Annotated in this window: 21 protein-coding genes; 6 read left to right on the top strand and 15 right to left on the bottom strand. The window is 44.9% G+C overall.

The annotated features are described in order from the left end of the window. Positions 1-178: 178 nt before the first annotated feature. The 4 genes from ACE01T_RS13870 to ACE01T_RS13855 all read right to left on the bottom strand — a co-directional run bounded on the left by ACE01T_RS13870 (position 179) and on the right by ACE01T_RS13855 (position 6,249). On the bottom strand, positions 179-640 hold the full coding sequence (locus tag ACE01T_RS13870) for a hypothetical protein (RefSeq protein ID WP_395519480.1): 462 nt from the start codon (positions 638-640) through the stop codon (positions 179-181). Between the two features lie 552 nt (positions 641-1,192). Further along, complete coding sequence (locus tag ACE01T_RS13865; protein WP_395519479.1) at positions 1,193-2,494, bottom strand: solute carrier family 23 protein; 1,302 nt, start codon at positions 2,492-2,494, stop codon at positions 1,193-1,195. Between the two features lie 297 nt (positions 2,495-2,791). Then, positions 2,792-5,476, bottom strand: coding sequence for a phosphoenolpyruvate carboxylase (gene ppc, locus ACE01T_RS13860; protein ID WP_395519478.1), 2,685 nt, complete (start codon positions 5,474-5,476; stop codon positions 2,792-2,794). A 149-nt stretch (positions 5,477-5,625) separates the two neighbouring features. After that, the gene (locus ACE01T_RS13855; RefSeq protein WP_395519481.1) at positions 5,626-6,249 is read right to left on the bottom strand and encodes a TetR/AcrR family transcriptional regulator; all 624 of its coding nucleotides are present in this window, start codon (positions 6,247-6,249) and stop codon (positions 5,626-5,628) included. 146 nt (positions 6,250-6,395) lie between these two features. Here ACE01T_RS13855 and ACE01T_RS13850 point away from each other — a divergent pair, with 146 nt between their 5' ends. The 4 genes from ACE01T_RS13850 to dnaJ all read left to right on the top strand — a co-directional run bounded on the left by ACE01T_RS13850 (position 6,396) and on the right by dnaJ (position 12,391). After that, entirely contained in the window at positions 6,396-7,514 is a 1,119-nt protein-coding gene (locus ACE01T_RS13850) for an efflux RND transporter periplasmic adaptor subunit (RefSeq protein ID WP_395519477.1), read from the top strand. Continuing rightward, positions 7,511-10,660, top strand: a complete 3,150-nt coding sequence (locus ACE01T_RS13845; RefSeq protein WP_395519476.1) for an efflux RND transporter permease subunit — start codon at positions 7,511-7,513, stop codon at positions 10,658-10,660. Before ACE01T_RS13850 ends, ACE01T_RS13845 begins: the two co-directional genes overlap by 4 nt. Before the next feature lie 133 nt (positions 10,661-10,793). Further along, a complete protein-coding gene (locus ACE01T_RS13840; protein ID WP_086176574.1) occupies positions 10,794-11,171 on the top strand; it encodes a hypothetical protein in 378 nt (125 codons plus the stop codon). 107 nt (positions 11,172-11,278) lie between these two features. Continuing rightward, positions 11,279-12,391, top strand: coding sequence for a molecular chaperone DnaJ (gene dnaJ, locus ACE01T_RS13835; RefSeq protein WP_349928119.1), 1,113 nt, complete (start codon positions 11,279-11,281; stop codon positions 12,389-12,391). A gap of 62 nt (positions 12,392-12,453) precedes the next feature. Here dnaJ and ACE01T_RS13830 read toward each other — a convergent pair whose 3' ends face one another. Together ACE01T_RS13830 and ACE01T_RS13825 are read right to left on the bottom strand one after the other, a co-directional pair. Next, positions 12,454-12,702, bottom strand: coding sequence for a hypothetical protein (locus ACE01T_RS13830; protein WP_349928117.1), 249 nt, complete (start codon positions 12,700-12,702; stop codon positions 12,454-12,456). 28 nt (positions 12,703-12,730) lie between these two features. Beyond that, positions 12,731-12,877 carry a hypothetical protein gene (locus ACE01T_RS13825; RefSeq protein WP_395519475.1) on the bottom strand — a complete coding sequence of 49 codons (147 nt, stop codon included), beginning with the start codon at positions 12,875-12,877 and terminating at the stop codon, positions 12,731-12,733. A 104-nt stretch (positions 12,878-12,981) separates the two neighbouring features. Here ACE01T_RS13825 and dapB point away from each other — a divergent pair, with 104 nt between their 5' ends. Together dapB and ACE01T_RS13815 are read left to right on the top strand one after the other, a co-directional pair. Then, positions 12,982-13,803: a 4-hydroxy-tetrahydrodipicolinate reductase gene (gene dapB / locus ACE01T_RS13820; RefSeq protein WP_395519474.1), complete on the top strand. Its 822-nt coding sequence runs from the start codon at positions 12,982-12,984 to the stop codon at positions 13,801-13,803. A gap of 58 nt (positions 13,804-13,861) precedes the next feature. After that, a complete protein-coding gene (locus ACE01T_RS13815) occupies positions 13,862-14,506 on the top strand; it encodes an START domain-containing protein (protein ID WP_395519473.1) in 645 nt (214 codons plus the stop codon). Between the two features lie 88 nt (positions 14,507-14,594). Here the strand turns inward: ACE01T_RS13815 and ahr are convergent, their stop codons facing one another. The 9 genes from ahr to bamJ (ACE01T_RS13770) form a co-directional block, all read right to left on the bottom strand. Beyond that, positions 14,595-15,617 (bottom strand): NADPH-dependent aldehyde reductase Ahr, encoded by a 1,023-nt coding sequence (ahr, locus tag ACE01T_RS13810; RefSeq protein WP_395519472.1) that lies wholly within the window; start codon positions 15,615-15,617, stop codon positions 14,595-14,597. 31 nt (positions 15,618-15,648) lie between these two features. Continuing rightward, positions 15,649-16,221: a DNA-3-methyladenine glycosylase I gene (locus tag ACE01T_RS13805; RefSeq protein ID WP_395519471.1), complete on the bottom strand. Its 573-nt coding sequence runs from the start codon at positions 16,219-16,221 to the stop codon at positions 15,649-15,651. Between the two features lie 20 nt (positions 16,222-16,241). Further along, positions 16,242-16,487, bottom strand: a complete 246-nt coding sequence (locus tag ACE01T_RS13800; RefSeq protein WP_395519470.1) for a hypothetical protein — start codon at positions 16,485-16,487, stop codon at positions 16,242-16,244. Between the two features lie 16 nt (positions 16,488-16,503). Next, positions 16,504-17,046, bottom strand: coding sequence for a M23 family metallopeptidase (locus ACE01T_RS13795; RefSeq protein WP_395519469.1), 543 nt, complete (start codon positions 17,044-17,046; stop codon positions 16,504-16,506). Between the two features lie 62 nt (positions 17,047-17,108). After that, positions 17,109-18,143 carry an A/G-specific adenine glycosylase gene (gene mutY, locus ACE01T_RS13790; protein ID WP_395519468.1) on the bottom strand — a complete coding sequence of 345 codons (1,035 nt, stop codon included), beginning with the start codon at positions 18,141-18,143 and terminating at the stop codon, positions 17,109-17,111. Positions 18,144-18,266: 123 nt separating this feature from the next. Continuing rightward, positions 18,267-18,629, bottom strand: coding sequence for an HIT family protein (locus ACE01T_RS13785; RefSeq protein ID WP_395519467.1), 363 nt, complete (start codon positions 18,627-18,629; stop codon positions 18,267-18,269). Positions 18,630-18,698: 69 nt separating this feature from the next. Then, positions 18,699-19,439 (bottom strand): dienelactone hydrolase family protein, encoded by a 741-nt coding sequence (locus ACE01T_RS13780; protein ID WP_395519466.1) that lies wholly within the window; start codon positions 19,437-19,439, stop codon positions 18,699-18,701. 363 nt (positions 19,440-19,802) lie between these two features. Then, entirely contained in the window at positions 19,803-20,504 is a 702-nt protein-coding gene (bamJ, locus tag ACE01T_RS13775) for a BamJ family beta-barrel-assembly machinery protein (RefSeq protein ID WP_395519465.1), read from the bottom strand. A 49-nt stretch (positions 20,505-20,553) separates the two neighbouring features. Further along, entirely contained in the window at positions 20,554-21,258 is a 705-nt protein-coding gene (bamJ, locus tag ACE01T_RS13770) for a BamJ family beta-barrel-assembly machinery protein (protein ID WP_395519464.1), read from the bottom strand. Positions 21,259-21,514: the final 256 nt, after the last annotated feature.

Raw genomic sequence — 21,514 nt, 5'->3', positions numbered from 1 at the left:
ATTGGTTTTGGAAAAAAAGAAGAATTTAAGAAAGTGCTAGCAATTTTAAGAAAGAAAAAGCCTGATAGGACAAGGATCCTATGAAATTTGTCGTGTACAGAGAAGCTCAATATAAAAGCTCAACCTGTCCAATAAAAAAGACACCTGAAAAAGTGTCTGAACCGCGCTATTTCATCTGTTACACCAGACGGTAATAGGTATAGCGGACCTGATCATTCTTATAAACCGCATGACTGTTTTGGCGGAAATCAGATACCCATTGGCGGCCGGTATAGGCAGCAATATGCCCGTAAACATGCTTCTGGGTTCTGTTGATAATATAGATATCGCCTTCTTGCGGATGATCAAAAGAAGGGGTGATTTTTTTATAGCCAATCGCCTGGAGGGTATGTCCCCAATCTGCAGCTGCCACTGGATGATTCAAAATTCGGGCACCTGCCGACTGTAGTGCAATGCGGATGCTTCGTGCACATTTTTTGGTACTGGTCGCGGACGACATGCTATGTAACTTTTGTGTGAATTTACGTACATCCAGAAAGGGAATGCCTTTATTTTTGGAATTTTTAACGCCTGAACCTGCCTGGTTTTTCTGGAAATTTTGCGAGATTACCGCAGTATTCTGATCCGCAGCATTAATCATATTGCTATGATGTCCATCATAAATCATTCTTCAATCTCTACCTGATCCTCAATTACTTTTAGAAAAAATAGACAGCATTTTTCAGACCTAAAACCCGAATATTTTTTCTCTCAATGCTGCAAATGCAATGTTATTACATAGCCCATTTATACGAAGCGCGTACTTTAAAGAGCTTTTGTTTGAAAATCCACCTGTTTCAGTCTAAAAAAGAGCAGATTTTGGCCAGAAAAGTGCTGAATAAGCCGTAATCGGGGCAGCAAATAAAACTAAGATAGCTCATAAATCATACAGTTAAGATAGGATTAATAATATGTTAATAATTGATGGGATATTTATGTAAACATGCAATTATTTGCTCAATTGTTAATCATCAATTAACATTTTGTCATATTTATAGCCGCAATTTTTACCATTGCAGTATCAAAAAGCTTTAATTTTTTCTTGTGGCTTAGTCTGGAACAGGGTGACTTTTTAACTCATCATATTCAAATTTCCTCAATCTCAAACATAAAAAAAGCAGCCTTGCGGCTGCCTGAAAATGTGTATTTATTTTTATGATTTATCGCCCAGGCTAAAGAACCAGTTCAGAATTAAGGCTGCAAACGTAGCGGTACCAATACCCCCCAGGTTAAAGCTGCCAAATTGCAGGGCAAAGTCACCGGTGCCTAAAATAATGGTCACCGCAGCCACCATCAGGTTTTTGTTTTTAGAAAAATCAACTTTGTTTTCAATCCAGATTTTTGCCCCGGCAATGGTAATTAAACCGAAGACCACAATCGATGCACCAGTTAAGATAGCAGTCGGAATGGTATGGATAATGGCACCAAATTTTGGTGAAAGTCCCAACAAAACTGCAAAGATACCGGCAAAAACAAAGATGATGGTGGAATAGACACGAGTCACCGCCATCACGCCAATATTTTCACCATAAGTGGTCATCCCCGGAGCACCAACACCACCCGATAAAGTAGTTGCAAGACCATCGGCAACAAAGGCTTTACCAATATGTGGATCAAGGTTTTCACCGGTCATGGCACCCACTGCTTTGATATGACCCAAGTTTTCAGCCACTAAAATCAAGGCAATCGGCGCAATAATTAGCATGGCATTGGCGTCGAATACTGGTGAGTGGAAGGTAGGAATACCAAACCAGTCTGCCTGTTGAATTGGAGCAAAATTAATTGGCGTGCCATATCCCATTACATTGGAAACAATATAATAAATTAAGTAAGCCAGTAATAAACCGATTAATAACAGCAGACGTTGCAGCAGGCCTTTGGTAAATACCGCAATAGAACCCATGCACATCACGGTGACCAGTGACATCCACATATTGAAGTTATTACCAGCCACGCCTTTAACAGTCACCGGTGCCAAATTCAGGCCGATGATCATGACCACAGCACCGGTCACTACAGGTGGCATGAGTTTTTCAATCCATTTGGTTCCGGTTGCCATCACAATAAAACCAAAAATGGCATACAGAATACCGCAGGCCATAATACCGCCAGCGGCTAGGGCCAGATTGGTATTGGGTGCACCCGTACCCGATGCGGCATAACCCGTTGCTGCAATGACCACACCAATAAAGGCAAAGCTGGAACCCAGATAACTCGGCACACGTCCCCCGGTCATCAGGAAAAACAGGATGGTACAGATGCCTGACATTAAAATAGCCAGATTAGGATCAAACCCCATCAGGAAGGGTGCAAGTACAGTCGCCCCAAACATGGCAAAAGCATGTTGTACACCCAAAACTACACTTTGTGCAGGTGGAAGGTATTCATTGGTACCGACAGGACGTGCATCGATACTGCCTTCGTATGGGCGCCATTTGGGAAACAAATTGGACATTTTTTGAGCACTCTAAAAATAAATTGTGCACATCATACGCTTCTTTTTTGGAAGATTTAATCATTGAAACAAAATTTTATTTATACTAATGCCATGACTTTTCAAATATTTTTACCATGTGATAAACATTTTAATAATTAAAAATAATGCTAAATCAATAGTTAATAGGTATGAAGATGGGTTGATAAATTCATAAATATTTTTTGTTTTATTTATAAAAAATAATGGGAAACTTTTGACCATAAGGTTAAAAAAAGCACATTGCAGGAATGTGCTTTTTCTATGGGAAATCAGAATTTAACCGGTATTACGCAATCCGGCTGCAATCCCGGCAATACTCACCATTAAGGCATGATCGACTGGGGTATGTTCTGCCTGACGTTCTGCCAGATAGCGACGACGGCGTTTCATCAGTTCCGCCTGGAGTAAATGCAGCGGCAGTAAATACGGTTTGCGTACCCGCATAGACTGATCCAGAACTTCATTGCTGCTGAGCAGTTTGGATTCGCCTTTCAGCGCCAGCAAGGTTTGTACCGCATCTTTTAAGCGCTGACGCAGTTCATTGCCCAGGACTTTTAAATCTTCATCTTCGGTCAAATGTGATTCGTAATATAAGGCGACATTACTATCTGCTTTGGACAATACCATTTCCAGCATGTCAATCAGGGTCTGGAAATATGGCCATTGTTGCAGCATCTCATCCAGCAGTGGTTTTTGCCCTTGATGAATCACATGGTTAATGGCTGCTCCAGTGCCTAGCCAAGCTGGAAGCATCAGACGGATTTGGGTCCAGGCAAAGACCCAGGGAATGGCACGTAATGATTCAATCCCGCCGCTGACCTTGCGTTTTGCCGGGCGTGAACCGAGTGGCAACATTTGCAATTCAAGTTCCGGTGTAACCGTACGCAGGTATTTTACAAAATGTGGATTTTCACGCACGGTTTGACGATACACCTGTACCGACAAATCGGTCATGCTATGCATCAGTTCACGCCATTCATCCTTAGGCACCGGTGGTGGCAATAAGGTTGCCTCTAAAGTGGCTGCGGTATAAATCTCCAGATTTTGTAAGGCAATGCCTTCCAGACCAAACTTGAAGCGGATCATTTCCCCTTGTTCGGTCACGCGAATGGCACCGGAAATCGAGCCTGGCGGTTGTGAAAACAGTGCTTGCTGGGTTGGAGCACCCCCCCGGCTGATGGAACCGCCACGGCCATGGAACAGGGTGAGTTGTACGGCATGTTTTTTTGCAATGGCAGTCAGTTCTTCCTGCGCACGGTATTGCGCCCAGTTGGCAGACATAAATCCGGCATCTTTGGCTGAGTCGGAATAGCCAATCATCACCTCGTGCTTGCCCTGAATATGCTGTTTGTACCAATGCATATTGAACAGGGTATTCATGGTACTGGCTGCACCGTCCAGATCTTTCAGGGTTTCAAACAGGGGAACGACTCGAAGTGGATGCTTGATGCCGGCTTCTTTTTGCAGCAATAACACGGCCAAGACATCACTCGGATATTCCGCCATGGAAATAATATAAGCACCCAGACTTTCTTCCGGCTGTTCTGCTAGCGTGCGCATGGTGGCAAACACTTCCTGTACATCCGGATGTTCAATCAGGCTTTGTTTCGGTTCATTCAGATGTTTAGGCAACAACGGACGTTTGCTTTGTAATTCCTGCAACAGGAAGTTTTGGCGTGCCTGTTCGGTCCAGGTTTCAAAATTGCCTAGACCCAGATATTCAGTAATGGCAGAAATGGCCTGACGATGACGACCGGATTCCTGACGGATATCCAGTTTCAGCAGTTCAATGCCAAAGCAGTTGACGCGATGGATAAAGTCCAGCAGTTTGCCATTGGCAATTTCCGGCAGGTTGCAGGTAATCAGTGAACGGTAGCACAGCAATAAAGGCTCTAATAATTCATCTTTGCTTTTAATTACCAGATGATCATCGGCATCTTGCCCTTGCAGTTTTTGCGCCAGCCAGTGACGGGTGGCTTTGAGGCGTTCGCGGGTATCGCGCAGATATTCACGGTAGGGTTCGGGGTGGCTATGGCCCAGTGCCTGCATCAGTTCATCGCTGCAGTTTTGAATCGACAGTTCCCAGCGCAGGTCTTCCATATCACGCAGATATAAATCAGCCGCTTTCCAGCGCGACAGCCAGAGCACTTCCTGGGTAATGTTATGCGTGACGTTCGGGTTGCCGTCACGGTCACCGCCCATCCAGGAGGCAAAACGCACCGGTGCAACGGTTAAAGGTAAACGCTGGCCACAGTGATCTTCAACCATTTCATCCAGTTCGCGAATGAACTTGGGAATGGCATTCCACAGCGTCTGTTCAATGGTGGTAAAGCCCCATTTCGCTTCATCGACTGGGGTTGGCCGGTGCTGGCGGATTTCATCAGTCTGCCAGGCAGAACAAATCAGTTGTTTGAGCTCTTGCAGTACGGCTTTGCGTTCGCGTGGGGTCAGTTTTTGTTGATCAGACTTAAACAGGCAGTCATTAATATCATCATATTTTTGAATTAAGGTACGACGACTCACTTCAGTCGGATGTGCAGTCAACACCAGTTCAATTTTCAGTTCACAGATTTGCTTGAATAGGGTGTCGGCTGAAATTTCGTGATCTTTAAATTTCTGGAACAGATGATCGAGCGGATTGGGAGAGGGTGCATGTTCATCGAATTCGCTTTGACGGCGACTTCGAACTACATTGTACTGTTCGGCAATATTGGCAAAATTCAGAAAGTGGGTGAATGCACGGGTAAGTGGAAGAATCTCATCATCTTCCAGACTCAGGAATAGTTGTTCAAGCTGTTTTTCGGCTTCTACCTGCCCATCACGTGCGCCTTTGGACAGGGCACGAATCTGCTCTACCTGATTAAACAAATCTTGTCCCGCATGTTCCTTGAGGGTTTCTCCCAGTAAGTTCCCAAGTAAGCGTACATCCTCACGCAGGGGAGCATCAATTTGTTGAATCATTTTTTTTCATTCTCCTAGGCTACTCTTTTGAATATACCCCGATTCGATGACATTCCAAGTAGGGGGCAGACAAAAGTCGGTAATTTTTTGCTGCTAAAACTAGCAATTGAGTTGCCGTTGGTGCAGTCAGGAAAATGGAATTACAGATTTTAAGGTTTTTTCTGATATTTCAGCATAAAGATCTCAATACTGTTCAAGATAATCTGCTGTTTCTCTTCAGCAGTTGGAACTTCCCGTACCCCAAGCAGCACTTCATGATGGCGCAGGCCCAACAGTAAAGAAAGGATCAGTAAGGTCAGGTTTTTTAAAGCTTCTGGCTGAATAAAGCCCAATTCGATAGCCTGCTGAAAAAAGTTTTCCCACAGTGCATTCATACGCAGATGGCAGGCATTATAAAATGTCTGTGCCAGTGGATTTTGTTCCGCCGCCAGTTCCACCAATAAGCGTTCCAGTTTGATGGCTTCTGGCAAATTGGTGATATTGAGGGCGAGCTCACAAGCATGCATAAATTCTTGATAAAAATTACTGTCGGCTTGCAGGTTTAAGGGGCGAGCACTGAGTAATTCTTCGCATGTGGCAACAATGGCACAAACAAATAAATTGGCTTTATCCTGAAAGTGATTGTAGACCGTCAGTTTGGTGACACCTGCTTCCTGGGCAATCTGGTTCATGCTGGAACCATGGTAGCCACACCTTAAAAATAAGCTTTTTGCTGCAGTTAAAATGCGCTGACGTTTTTCTAAGTCTTTGGGGCGACCCACATTTATTTGCACAATTTTTTCCAAAAAAATGAAAAAGGTCATTGATTTGACCCTCGATTCCCAATTAATGTACCGGTAAGTATATTAATTAAAAAACGATCAGTTTAAGATAATGCTTATTTTGCCTTAAAAAACATTTTGAGATAAGAGCCAACCTCATGAGCACAGTAAAGATTGCAGTAAAAACCGCCCTGGTCAGCATGATGATTATTTGCAGTGTGACTTTATTGGGCTGCAGCACGGAGGCAACCGAAACAGAACAGGTTCCGTTTGTGATGGTGACTCAGCCGAACAGTACTCATAATGAACAGAAAAGCTATGCCGGAGATGTGCAGGCACGCCAGCAAACAGCTTTGGCCTTCCGGGTGGGCGGACAGATTATCGAACGTTATGTCGATGTCGGTGATCAGGTCAAGGTAGGGCAGGTACTGGCAAAACTCGATGTGAAAGATGCCCAGCTGCAGCTCAATGCAGCAAAAGCTCAACTGGAAAGTGCCCAATCGGCCGCAAAAATTGCCGCAGATGAACGGCAGCGCTTTAAGCAATTACTGCCGATGAATGCGGTCAGCCGTTCGCAATATGATGCTGTGGATAATCAGTATAAGTCAGCGATGTCCGCGCTGAAACAGGCGCAGTCCAATTATCAGGTTACGAGTAACCAAACCGGTTATAACCAGCTGATTGCCAATAAAAATGGCGTGATTACCGAACGTAACATTGAAGTGGGGCAGGTGGTCACTGCGGGACAGACTGCTTATCAGATGGCAATTGCCGGTGATCGTGAAGTGGTGATCGGCGTGCCGGAACAGGCCATTTCAGAAATTAAAGTCGGTCAAACGGCGTGGGTGACCTTGTGGTCCAAGCCTGAAGAAAAATTTGCTGGCTATATACGTGAAATTTCTCCGGCAGCCGATCAGTCCCGAACCTTTAGTGTCAAAGTCGCTTTGCGTGAAGGTAATGCTGCCATTCAGCTGGGCCAGAGTGCCCGAGTGTTTTTTAATCATACTCAAAACAATGTACTCAATGTGCCGTTATCCAGTGTCTCCGCCAATGGTCAGCAGGCCTATGTCTGGGTGGTGAAACCGGACCAGACCATTCATAAGGTGGCCGTGAACCTGGGAGCCTACGGTCGTGACAGTGTGCCGGTATTGTCCGGTCTGAATCCGCAGGATTATGTGGTTATTGGCGGTGTGCATTTATTGCGTGAAAAACAGAAAATCCAGCCGATCGACCGGGAAAATCGTGCCGTGAAAATTCGGGCAGGAGCTGCATCATGAATTTAGGCTCGAACTTTAACCTGTCGGAATGGGCCCTGAAAAATAAAGGTTTGATTTTTTATTTCATGCTGCTACTCGGCATTGTCGGCATTGTTTCCTATTCCAAACTGGCCCAAAGTGAAGATCCGCCGTTTACCTTTAAGGTGATGGTGATTCAGACCTACTGGCCGGGCGCAACCGCACAGGAAGTGTCGTTGCAAGTCACTGACCGCATCGAAAAGGAGTTGATGAGTACCGGTAATTACGAACGCATCATGGCCTATTCGCGTCCCGGTGAATCACTGGTGACGTTTGTCGCCAAAGATTCGCTGCGCTCAAACCAGATTCCCGATGTCTGGTATCAGGTGCGCAAAAAAGTGGGCGATATCCAGCATCAATTGCCGAGTGGGGTGCAGGGGCCGTTTTTTAATGATGAATTTGGCGATACCTTTGGAAATATCTATGTCCTGACCGGCAAAGATTATGACTATGCCATATTGAAGGAATATGCCGACCGTCTGCAACTGCAATTGCAACGGGTCAAGGATGTCGGCAAGGTCAATCTGGTAGGCCTGCAAGACCAGAAAATCTGGATTGAACTGTCCAATACCAAAGCGGTACAGCTCGGCATTCCGGTCACAACTATTCAGCAAGCCCTGCAACAACAAAATACCGTGGCCAGTGCCGGCTTTTTTGAAACTGGCACCGACCGCATTCAGATGCGGGTCAGCGGTCAATTAAAAAGTATTGATGAACTTAAACAAATGCCCCTGTTGGTGGCAGGAAAAACCATTCAGCTGGGCGATGTTGCGGACATTTATCGTGGCTTTAGCGAGCCGGCCCAGCCACGCATGCGTTTTATGGGCGAAAACGGGATTGGCATTGCCGTATCCATGCGCAAAGGTGGCGACATTCTGGCTTTGGGTAAAAATTTAGAGGCTGAATTTGCCCATTTGCAAAAATCTTTGCCCTTGGGCATGCAGCTAAAAAAAGTTTCCGACCAACCGGTTGCGGTGAAACGCAGCGTGAATGAATTCATGAAAGTGCTGGCAGAAGCGGTGATTATTGTCCTGCTGGTCAGCTTCTTTTCCCTAGGTTTTCGTACCGGTCTGGTGGTGGCATTTTCCATTCCACTTGTGCTGGCCATGACCTTTGCCGGCATGAATCTATTCGATGTCGGACTGCATAAAATTTCACTGGGCGCTTTAATTCTGGCGCTCGGTTTATTGGTGGATGACGCCATTATTGCCATTGAAATGATGGCCGTAAAAATGGAGCAGGGCTATAGCCGGCTGGAGGCGGCAGGTTTTGCTTGGAAAACCACGGCTTTTCCCATGCTGACAGGCACTCTGATTACCGCAGCCGGATTTTTACCGATTGCTACTGCTGCGTCCAGTACCGGTGAATATACCCGTTCCATTTTCCAGGTGGTGACGATTGCCTTGGTGGTGTCTTGGTTTGCAGCAGTCCTTTTTGTCCCCTATCTGGGCGATAAACTGCTGCCCGATTTTAATCAAGACCTGCTGCAAAAAGCGCCATGGTATCAGCGCTTATGGGCGCGCTTACGCAGGCAACCTGAACCTCAGCCGGTCGTGTACCATGCCGGTGAGCATCATGATCCTTATCAAACAAGGTTTTATCAAAAATTTAGAAGCTGGGTGGGTCAGTGTATAACCTACCGTAAAACCGTGATTGCAACCACGGTGGGTATTTTTGTGCTGTCGGTGCTGATGTTTAAACTGGTACCCCAGCAGTTTTTCCCGCCGTCCAACCGTGCCGAAATTCTGGTCGATTTAAAGCTGGAAGAAGGGGCATCGCTCACGGCCACAGAAAATGCCGTGAAAAAGGTAGAAAAATTCCTGTCGACCAAACAAGGCATCGACAATTATGTGGCCTATGTCGGCACGGGTTCCACCCGCTTCTACTTGCCACTGGACCAGCAATTGCCACAAGCCAGTTTTGCACAGTTTGTGGTTTTGGCTTCGTCCTTAGATGACCGCGATGAAATCCGCAAATCTTTAGATCATGAAATCCGTAAATTGCTGCCGGATGTGCGTACCCGGGTCTCGCTGTTGGAAAATGGTCCGCCTGTGGGTTATCCATTGCAGTATCGCGTTTCCGGTGAAGACCTGAATCTGGTGCGTCAATGGGCACATAAGGTTTCCGCCGTCATTGCAGAGAATCCGAACACTACCAATGTTCATCTGGACTGGGGCGAACCGAGTAAGGTCATTCAGCTGAATATTGATCAGGATCGCGCCCGTCAAATGGGAGTATCAACTTTAGATTTGTCACAATTCCTGAACAGTTCCATCAGTGGTGCTGTGATTAACCAGTATCGTGAAAAACGTGAACTGATTGAAATCCGTTTGCGTGGAGACCAGAACGAACGCATCAATGTGGAATCTTTGTCCAGTCTGGCTGTACCAACTGCCAATGGTGGTTCTGTACCTCTCGCGCAAATTGCCAAAATTGAATATAAATTTGAAGATGGCCTGATCTGGCATCGTAACCGTTTGCCGACCATTACCGTACGTGCCGATATTCGGACCAAGTTGCAGCCTGCCACCGTGGTCGGGCAACTTGCCGATAAAATGGATCAGCTGCGGGCCGAATTGCCAAGCGGTTATCTGGTTGAAGTGGGTGGTACGGTCGAAGAGTCGGCTCGTGGACAAAACTCGGTCAATACCGGTATGCCGTTTTTTCTGGCGGTGGTGATGACCTTGCTGATGATTCAGCTCAAGAGTATGTCTCGTGCATTTATCGTCTTTTTGACGGCACCTTTAGGCCTGATTGGGGTGGTACTGTTTCTATTATTGCTGAATAAACCCTTTGGTTTTGTGGCAATGCTGGGAACCATTGCACTCTCTGGCATGATCATGCGCAATTCTTTAATCCTGATTGACCAGATTGAACAGGACATTCAGGCTGGACATGATCCCTGGAATGCCATTATCGATGCAACCGTACGTCGTTGCCGCCCGATTGTGCTGACTGCTCTGGCCGCAGTATTGGCGATGATTCCACTCTCCCGCAGTATTTTCTTTGGTCCGATGGCGGTGGCGATTATGGGGGGCTTGATTGTGGCGACCCTGTTGACGCTGTTCTTTTTACCGGCATTGTATGCACAATGGTTTAAAGTGAAAAAAAATAGCCAAACGGAGTAATTTTTTGACAATAATCAGGTGCGAAATGTTGAAAACTTCAATATAGTAGCACCTAATATTTGTATACATTTTTATCAAGCAATTTACTGCATATTAAAACTCTAAACATGCGGTAAATGGGGTTGAAACGCACATGAAGCAAGACAACTTAAGCCGACTTCGCCGTTCCGTTGCGATTTCCTATGTCTTGATGTTTTTCGCGTTATTTACTGTGATTAGTGGCATATTTGCTTATTGGTTTGCGCGTAAAGTTACACAAGTGGATGAAGTGGAGGTCTGGCTTGAAGCCCAAGCCCTCTGGATCATGCGTAATATTGTGATTTATATGATTTTGGTATGTTTTGCAGCACTCTGGTTTATTCCGCTGATTTTCTTTTATTGGGATAGTGCAGTTTGGGTAAAAGGTTGTACCGTTGCAGGCGTGGTTTTCGCCATGATTGCCTTCTTATTCTTGTTGAATGCCTGGCTGAAAGGAATCTCCCGGTTTTTCAAAAATAAAGCCGTTTTCTAATCCGAGTAAACTTTTTTCCCCTCTTTCCCTTGTAAAATTTGTTTCCGTCCCCAATTTCACACCACAGTTAAGTATTAAATAAAATTCCGTGAGGAGCATCGCCAGACATGGCTAAACGTGATTATTATGAGGTTTTGGGCGTCGCTAAAACCGCTAGTGATGATGAAATTAAAAAAGCCTACCGTAAGTTGGCGATGAAATATCATCCAGACCGTAACCCGGACAACCCTGAAGCTGAAGAAAAATTTAAAGAAGCTGCCGAAGCTTATGAAATTTTATCCGACAGTGAAAAACGCAGCATGTATGACCGTATGGGGCACAATGCCTTTGAAGGCGGCATGGGCGGTGGTGGCTTCGGTGGTGGTTTCAGCGCTGAAGACATCTTTAGTCAGTTTGGCGACATCTTTGGTGGCGCATTTGGTGGCGGTGGTGGCCGTGGCCAGCAACGTGCACGTCGCGGATCAGACCTGCGCTACGTGATGGAATTGACCCTTGAAGAAGCGGTCAAAGGCGTGAAAAAAACCATTACATTTACTGCGCCGGCACCGTGTGAAACCTGTGATGGTAAAGGCTCTAAAAATCCGAACGATGTTGAAACCTGTAAAACTTGTCATGGTGCAGGTCAAGTGCGTATGCAGCAAGGTTTCTTCTCTGTTCAGCAAACCTGTAGCACCTGTCGCGGTCAGGGTAAAATCATCAAGAACCCATGTAACACCTGTCATGGTTCTGGTGTAAAAGACCGTCAGCAAACCCTTGAAGTGACCATTCCTGCTGGTGTGGACAATGGCGACCGCGTACGTTTAAGCGGTAAGGGCGAAGCAATCCGTGATGGTCAATCCGGTGATCTATACGTAGAAGTGGTGGTGCGCGAGCATGACATCTTCCAGCGTGATGGTGCCGATCTGTATATGGATGTGCCGGTATCTATTGCCGATGCTGCATTGGGTAAAGAAATCCAGATTCCAACCCTAGATGGCCGTGTCAGCCTGAAAATTCCTGAGGGCACTCAAACTGGCAAACTGTTCCGCTTGCGTGGTAAAGGGGTTAAACCGGTACGTACCAGCATGCAGGGTGACTTGCTTTGCCGTGTAGTGGTAGAAACTCCGGTGAATTTGACTGCTCGTCAACGTGAGTTGTTGAAAGAATTGCAAGAAACGATGGATGGTGATGACAATAAATCATCGCCTAAGAAGAAATCGTTCTTCGGTCTGTTTGATTAATTTCAGATATAGTTTGAAAAAAAGGGGGGAATATTCAATATTCCCCCCTTTTTTATAAGCGCTTATTCGATGATTGGTTTGTCAATAGCTTCGACATCTACCCATTGCGTTGCTGCTTCGCCAGCCGGTTCTTGCTTGGTCGCTGCCGGATTAGTTTCAGCTTGAGCCGGTGTAGCGCTATGGGTACGAATATTTATTTTGACTTGCGATAAGCTTTCCAAAGTATCTCCCGCTTGGATTGCCGGTTCTGCCCACGCTGTGCTGACGATGGTTGCCATAAAAACAGTTAACGTGATTTTTTTCGAATGCATGTTGATCTCCTTATAATTCATCTTTTTATCACTCGTGTCGCGTAGTCTGCGCAGTGATGTTTACAGGGAGATGAAAATCAGCAGCAAAATCATTTATTTTTAACGCTGAACTTTCAATACAGCAACCGGTCGGGGTTGAACCATTGCATCTTGCTTTGGCATAAGCATTCATCATGACCGATTTCTCTTTTTAAATAAAAAATTTCAGGCTGAAACTTAGTCTCGGTACAGAGTTTTGATATAGTAAGACCAATTTAAAATCAACATTGGGAATATGTTATGTCAGCAGCTCCACGCATTGGTGTATTGGGTGCAGGCGGCCGTATGGGACGCATCCTTATTCAGGCAGTTAAAGAAGCGGGTTACCAACTTGCAGCAGCAGTTGAACGTCCTGAAAGCAGCCTGATTGGTGCAGATGCAGGCGAGCTTGCCGGTATTGGTGCTGTGGGTGTAAAAGTGGTAGGTAGTCTGCAAGAGGTATTAAAAGACTGTGACGTGGTGATTGATTTTACTGCACCGGTTGCAACAGCCCAGCATTTAAAATTATGCCGTGAAGCAGGGGTGGCGATTGTGATTGGTACCACAGGTATGAATGATGAACAAAAAGCCTATCTGGATGACAGCGCAACGCAAACTCCTGTGGTGTATGCAGCAAATTATTCGGTTGGCGTGAATGTTTCCATTAAACTGTTAGAACTGGCGTCTAAAGTGTTTGGCGATACTGTGGATATTGAAGTGATCGAAGCACATCACCGTCATAAGGTCGATGCACCGTCAGGTACAGCGCTGATGATGGGCGAAGCTATTGCTGACACTTTGGGGCGTAACTTAAAAGAAGTCGCGGTGTATGGCCGTGAAGGTCATACTGGCCCGCGTGATCGTCAAACCATTGGTTTTGAAACCATTCGTGGTGGTGACATCGTCGGTGAACACACCGTGATGTTTATTGGTGAAGGCGAACGTGTGGAAATTACCCATAAAGCCACCAACCGTATGAACTTTGCCGCAGGGGCCGTTCGTGCCGCAGCATGGGTCGTGGGTCGCGAAGCACGCAAATATGATATGAAAGACGTACTGGGTTTTAACGATATTCAAGTATAAAAAATCATCAAAATCATTTATAACAATACAACAAAATTAAAATAAGAAGCTCAATGGAATGAAAAAAGTGATCTTGATGGCTTGTGCCGTAGCCTGTTTGGCTGCTGCACAGGCTAAACCTGTCGATAATGCCAAGCTCAGTATTCACAAGAATAATATTAAAGTCTGGACCTACCAGAACAGCCAAAACCCGGTATTTTTATACAAAGCCGAAACCACTTATGATACATCTTTCGAAAAAGCAGTGGGGCTGATTCTGGATGTCGACCATGCGGTGAAATGGGTACCGTATATGGGCAGCGTGAAAGTGCTATCGCGCGATGATAAAAAAGGCGAATTTTTATTGTATATGGTGCTGGATTTTCCGTTTCCGCTAAAAGACCGTGATTTGGTGGTGCAAGGCAAAATGATAAAAGATGCTCAAGGCATCATCACGATCAAGAATAAAGCGGTTGATAAAGCTTATGCCAAAAATCCGGATTATATCCGTTTAACTCATTATGAAGGTGATTGGACCTTTCAGAAATTAGCCAATAATAAAGTCAAGGTTTCCACCTATGGTTATGCCAATCCTGAAGGTTCCATTCCTTTAACCTTTGTGAATATGTTTGTACAGCAGCAGCCTTATCAGATGCTGCAAAAGATGAAGGCAGAACTTGCCAAACCCTCAAGTATTCCGCTGTTGCCTGAAGCATTACGCTAATTAACAAAACAAAAAAAATTCCGCATTAGGCGGAATTTTTTCCTCATCGTATCTGATGAAATTTGAATTCAGCCGAATCAAATAAAAATTAGAAATCAGCTTTTAACACAATCCGGTAACGGGCCTGACCCGAATGCAGACGTTCAATCGCTTCATTCAGTTGTGACATTGGAAAAACTTCAATTTGCGGGGCAATATTTTTCCGCGCAGCAAATTTCAGTAACTGACGCAATGCAGCAGGTGAGCCAGTAGGTGAACCGGTAACCGATTTTGCGCCGCCAATCAGCATGCCGGCAGAGATCTGCATCGGTTCAAGTACCAGACCCAGCATATGTACCGTACCGTTTGGAGCCAGTGTGGTTAAATAGGCAGCCCAGTCCAGAGTGACATTGACGGTACTGAGTAGCAAATCGAATTTACCACGTTGAGCTTTTAATGCGGCTGTATCACGGCTATTCACCACATGGTCTGCACCCATGGCTTTTAGTTCTTCGGTTTTATTTAAGTTAGACGTGAATGCGGTAATTTCACAGCCCCAGGCTTTCAGCAGTTTGATTGCCATATGACCCAGGCCACCAATACCAATCACACCCACATGATGAATGGCCTGAATCTGGTGTTTGAGAATCGGATCAAATACGGTGATCCCGCCACAGAGCAGCGGACCAGCACTTTCCGGATCCAGATCTTCTGGGAGGGGAATCACCCATTGCCAGCCGGCACGGACTTTATTGGCAAATCCGCCGGCATGACCCACAATGGTCGCTTTTTTCTCACCGCTACACAGGACTTGCTGACCTGATACACAAGGATCACAATGCTGGCAGCTTTCAGCAGTCCAGCCGATGCCTACGCGTTGTCCCACTTTCAAACCTTTGGCTTCTGAACCCAACTGGGTAATAGTGCCAATAATTTCGTGTCCGGCCACCACAGGATAAACTGAAGATTTCCAGTCATTATTAATCACTGAAATATCGGAATGGCATAAACCGCAGTATTCAACTTTAACTTCAACTTGATGGGGCTGTAGTTCTCCGGCATCAAACTGATAGGGTTCAAGTACTGCACCTGCCTGCATCGCAGCATAGGCATGGATGATATTGTCACTCATGGCAGAATCCTTTTATGGTTGTAGTCACGTGTTAAGTTGATTTAAAAGCGCAATGGTTTTCATGGTCATCGACCATCCCCACAGCCTGCATAAAGGCATAACAGGTGGTGGGTCCTACGAATTTAAAACCGTTCTTTTTTAAAGCTTTGGATAGTGCAAGACTGATGTCGGTTTGGGCAGGGGCCTGGCGATAATCCGGCACATCATTGGTTATAGTCTGCTGATTGACAAAACTCCATAGCCAATTGCAGACATTGATCTGTTGTGGTTTTAGTTCTTGGCTTAAATGCTGCCAGGCCATGGCATTGTCACGAATGGCTTTCAGCTTGCCAATGTGCCGGATTAGGCTAGCATCCTGGAGTTTATTTTCCAGCTCTGCATCACTGAACTGGGCGATCTTGGCAATCGGGTATTGAAAGAAATGTTTACGGTAAGCTTCACGCTTTCTCAGCACGGTAATCCAGGATAAACCGGCCTGCTGTCCTTCCAGACACAGCATTTCAAATAAGTGGGCCTCATCATGACTAGCTTTGCCCCACTCATGATCATGGTAGGCCATATACAGTGGATCATTCGAGCACCAGCCACAGCGTTGAATCGACATTTCTGATGCTCCTTAAGTACCTATAGCTTAAATTCAGTCCATTGATCTTGCTGGTTGTCCCAGTAATATAGTTCGGCTTGCTGTAAGTCAGCGAATTGAATCCACATATCTTTTCCTGTTTTTTCTGCAAAACCGGTACTGATCAAAAGCGCCTCTTCGGTAATTTCCATCACCCAGCCTTGGTGGGTTTGTCCTGCCAACACAATTTTTTGTTGATTGCCTGATTCAGCAAATTCGACCAAACGATTGATCAACGCTTCTGACATGAATAGTTCCTAAAAATTAACGTAAATAAGGATAGGGATTCACCACACCACGACCCTTACCCTCGAGGTAAATAGCATAGTGTAAATGCGGCGCCGTATGACGTGCATTGCCGGTATTGCCGACATAACCAATCAGCTCACCTTTTTTGACATAATCGCCGACATTTAAGCCACGTTTATGATCATCTAGATGGGCATAGTAATGCCAGCTTCCACCCGGTCCCAGAATCCAAACCACTTTACCACCCAAATTGTTATTGCGTAAGTCAGCAATGAGTCCTTCTGTGGCACTCAACACTTTTGTTCCACGTGGAGCCATAATGTCAATGCCTTCATGGGTTCGGCCACTACTGCGTGAAGCACCCCAGGTATCCTTTAACTGTCTGGCTTTGATATTTTTTACCGGAATAGGCAGTGATGATTTCAGCTGCATACTTTTCAGCTTTTGCACCTGAGCTGGGGGAAGCGGGGTAGAGGACGGTTTTTGCGGTGTTGAGGTACATGCCGCAATCCACAAAATGCTAAAACCCAAAAATAAGGTCGAAATAAAACGTAGCACTGTTCATCCTTTTTTCATTCTAATCTATGTGAAAATTATTCGAACTACAGTGCCTGACTATCTCATAAATTTATTGCAGAGATCAATTTTTTCATCGCAGTGGGCAGGCCCATTGCTGTTGCGCTTTGTGGGCTTAACCAGCTGCCATTCAGTTCAATGGCAAGATGTTCCTGCTGGTCATATCCAACTTCAAAACAGATGGCTTCCAGTTGCCAGGTAAAATGCGTAAAACTATGCGTGATTTGCGCACGTTGAATCACTTTTTTGAAACCTAAAGATTGGCACAGTTGTTCAAATTCGGCAGCATCTTCAATAATCGGCAAGCACCACAAGCCACCCCATAGACCGCTATTGGGACGTTGCTGCCATAACCATTGATCACCAGACTGAATCAGTAACACTTGCGCTGATTTTACCGGAACAGGTTTTTTGTTTTTTTTAAACGGTAGCTCAGTTTCCAGTCCCTGTTGATGTGCTTTACAGTGCTGTTGCATTGGGCAATATAAACAGAGCGGTTTTTTCGGTGTACAGATGGTTGCCCCGAGATCCATAATGGCCTGGGTATAGTCATGATTGCGCTCAACCGGGCAAAGCTGTTCTGCCAGTTGCCACATTGTACGTTCATGCACCGGTTTGGACAGCTCATCTTCAATGGCAAAGAAACGCGCCAATACCCGTTTGACATTGCCATCCATAATCACGCCGTACTGACGCAAACCGAGGGACATCAGTGCCCCTGCAGTGGATGGGCCAATTCCGGGAAGCTCGATCCATTCTTCTAATGTAGCAGGAAATTGACCTCGACGAGCCACCATTCCCGCAGCTTTATGCAAATTTCGGGCGCGGGCATAATAACCCAGACCCGCCCAATACGGGGCTACATCATCCCAACTGGCCTGTCCCAAATCTTCTACAGTCGGAAAACGTTCGATGAAACGTTCAAAATATTGCAGTACCGTTTTCACCTGGGTTTGCTGCAACATAATTTCAGAAACCCAGACTTTGTAGGGATCATCTACCACTTGCCAGGGCAAATCATGACGACCATGAACGTCAAACCAGGAAAGCAGGGCATCGGCAAAAGAAAACTGTGACATGTGAACCGTAGCGTAGGAATAGATGAATAGTATAACGAAAATTGGGTGGTACTGCGGTGCTGTCCAAAGCAAAAAAAATGATGCCGAAGCATCATTTTTTGATGGATAAAGTCCAATCCATTTTTATTCGCTGCTCATGCCCCAACGCTCATCAAGTTTCAAGGTTTGGCCTTCATAGCGTGGAATGATGTGAATATGCAGATGTTCATCCACCTTGCCAAACACCGCGCCATCATTAAAGCCAATATGAAAACCTGTAGGATGGTAACGTAGCTTCAATTCATTACGGGCAAGCTCCAGCAAAGACATCAGACTTTTACGTTCTTTATCGGTGATATCAAAAAAAGAACTGACATGACGTAGAGGAACAATAACCGAGTGACCTTTGGATAAAGCATTTGGTTCGGGTAAAATGACCCCGAAATCATTTTTATCAATGATGTCATATTCATCAAAATTGCAATATGCACAATTATTTGTCGTCATTGTTATATCCTCTCTAAATGATCCATCACTGGATCGGTAAAAATAGCCAAACTATCTTTACCTTCATTGTTATTCACCAAGTCGTGTTTTAAATAATTCATACATGGCAGATAAACCTTGCTGTTCGGCTACTGCGTTATAGCCCAGATCAATACCATTGGCTTTGGCACGTTCGTCTGCCAGCGGGTTGCTAAAGCCATGTTTAGCATCTTCAAAGATAATCACTTCATGCTCGACTTGAGCAGCATGCATCTCTTCTTTAAAGCGTGCGACATCGTCCAGACTGACCATACTGTCCAGTTCTCCGTGGAGCACCAGAATTTCGGCTTTCACCTGTCCAGGTTGTGCAGGGACTTTGGGTGTCAAGTTACCATGGAAGGTCACGACAGCTTTTAAATCAGCGCCAGAGCGTGCCAGATCCAGAACTACCTTGCCACCATAGCAGAAGCCTATAGCTGCAAGTTTATCTGCATTTACTTCTTCTTGCGCAGCTAATGTGGCTAAACCTGCAGACGCACGGGTCACAATTGTTTCAGAATCTTCAAAGGTTTGCATCATCCATTCGCTTGCTTGAGGAACAGCTGTGGTGACTTTTTTATCTCCGTACATATCAATGGCAAGGGCGGCGTAGCCATGTTCAGCAAGCTCACGTGCACGTTGTTCAGTGTAATCATTTCGTCCCCACCATTCTGGTGCAACAATGATGCCTGGGAGCGGTTTTTCCGATTCAGGTGCGGCAAAGTATCCGATCAAATGTGTTCCATCTGGTGCAGTGTACTGAATTTCGCGAGTTTTAATGCCGAGAGCCATGGATTCAATCCTTGTAATAAATAAAAAATGTCTGAATTAAAAATATAGAAATAAATTTTCTTTAATGATTGTACAAGATTGTTCAACTTTGACGACATACTAAGATGCATAAATTGAAACATGCTTTTAATTCAGCAGAATATGTATCTAAGTATTGAATAAATATGGGGTTAATCTTATTTATAGGTATTGAAAAAAGAGAAAATAGATCGGCAGGATTTCAGAATAATGACCTCTTCCAGAATGGAGCGCAACATAGGTTAGAGTATCTCATCCATGCTAAAAATGGCGAGCAGTCATAACTGCTGGGGGAGTTTCAGATTGACCCACTCGCTATTTTGAAATGAGATAGTGACTGACCGATTACTTGCTGGATTTGGGCAATACTTCAAGCAGTTCGACATCAAAAATCAAGGTGCTATTCGGTTCAATCACATCGCCGGAGCCAATTTGACCGTAGCCAAGTTGTGCCGGAATGAAAAAGCGATATTTGGCCCCTTCGTTCATCAGCTGTAAGCCTTCCACCCAGCCTTGAATCACTTGGCTGACCTGAAATTCCGCTGGCTGGTTTCGGGCAATCGAGCTGTCAAACACGGTTCCATCAATGAGCCGGCCTTCATAATTGACTTTAACCACGGAATAGGGCTTTGGCGATTTTCCGTTGCCCTGTTTAAAAATCTGATACTGCAAACCTGATTTGGTGCTTTGAACACCTTGTTTTTTGGCATTGGCTGCTAAAAATTCAGCCCCAGTTTTGGCATTGGCTTCGGCTTTTTGTTTTAATTCAATCAGCTGTTTTGCTTCACTTAGCTTTTTATGCTGATTCAAAACACGAGCCATTTCTTCATCCGTCAGGGCAGATTTAGCACCTTGCGTGGCTGTCTTTAAACCCAGGATGAAAGCTTCCAAGTCTAAATCTTTAAATGATTCAGCATTGCTACGTCCCATTAAGTAACCGAAGCTGTAACCAACCTGTTCCTTTAAACTGCTGCTATTGGTCACCGTTTTTGCAAAACTTGCCGTTGTGCACATGCATAAACAAAGTAGTGTTATAGATGTTTTCATTTTCTTATCTCAAGATAAATAAGGAGAGCAAAAGCTCTCCTTAAAATTTTTATTTTACTTTAATCAGTTCGACATCAAAAATCAGGGTGCTATTGGCAGGAATCGTGCCCGGAACACCTTGTTCGCCGTAGCCCAATTGTGAAGGAATATAAAGGGTGGCTTTACCGCCTTCTTTCATCAGTTGTAGGCCTTCAGTCCAACCGGGAATGACCTGATTGAGCGGGAATTCAATCGGTTGACCACGTTCAATCGAGCTGTCAAATACCTTGCCATCGACCAGTTGGCCTTTGTAATGAACGGTAACCACAGAAGTAGCAGTCGGCTGTTTACCTGTACCTTCTTTGGTGATTTTGTACTGCAAGCCTGAAGCCGTGGTTTTCACACCTGGTTTTTTCGCATTTTCAGCCAAGAAATTGTCACTTGATGATTGAGCTGTTTTGGCTTGATCAAGCTGTTTCTGTTGCATTTCTTTTTGGAACTGCTGATAGGCTTGTTGAAGTTCTTGTTCTGTATAAGCCGGTTTATTACGAGCATGACCTTCACGTACACCTGTAACAAAGCTATTAATATCTAATTCAGGCGGTGTTTGATGTGCAACTTCATAACCGAGTGCATAACTGATTTTTTCAACAGCAGAGGCATTTTTTGATGCTTTTGATGTCACAGTAGCCGGGTTTTGAGTTGCATAATAAACAGGTATAAGTGCAGCACCGCCTAAAAGAACAGCGACAGCGATGGGTAAGGCTTTACTCATAGGTTTTCCCAAAATCATTTTATATTAAAAAGTTGCATTAATTTTAGCAGACTTTTCTATGCAGCACGTTTCGAGCGAATCGTGGTGTACAGAAATCCAATATATTCTTATCAACCCAACTATTCTATAACAGGCTGAATATAGAAAACATTTCTCATACAATAAAATATGAAATTCTTTTTTTGATTGAAGGGTGTATTTTTTATGGTCCAATTTTTTTAATGAGTAAGCTAGATAAAGAAAAAATCAAGTTTAC

The sequence above is a fragment of the Acinetobacter uliginosus genome (assembly GCF_044130295.1).
In the GTDB taxonomy this organism is placed as follows: domain Bacteria; phylum Pseudomonadota; class Gammaproteobacteria; order Pseudomonadales; family Moraxellaceae; genus Acinetobacter.
This window is presented reverse-complemented; position numbering and strand designations above follow the sequence as displayed.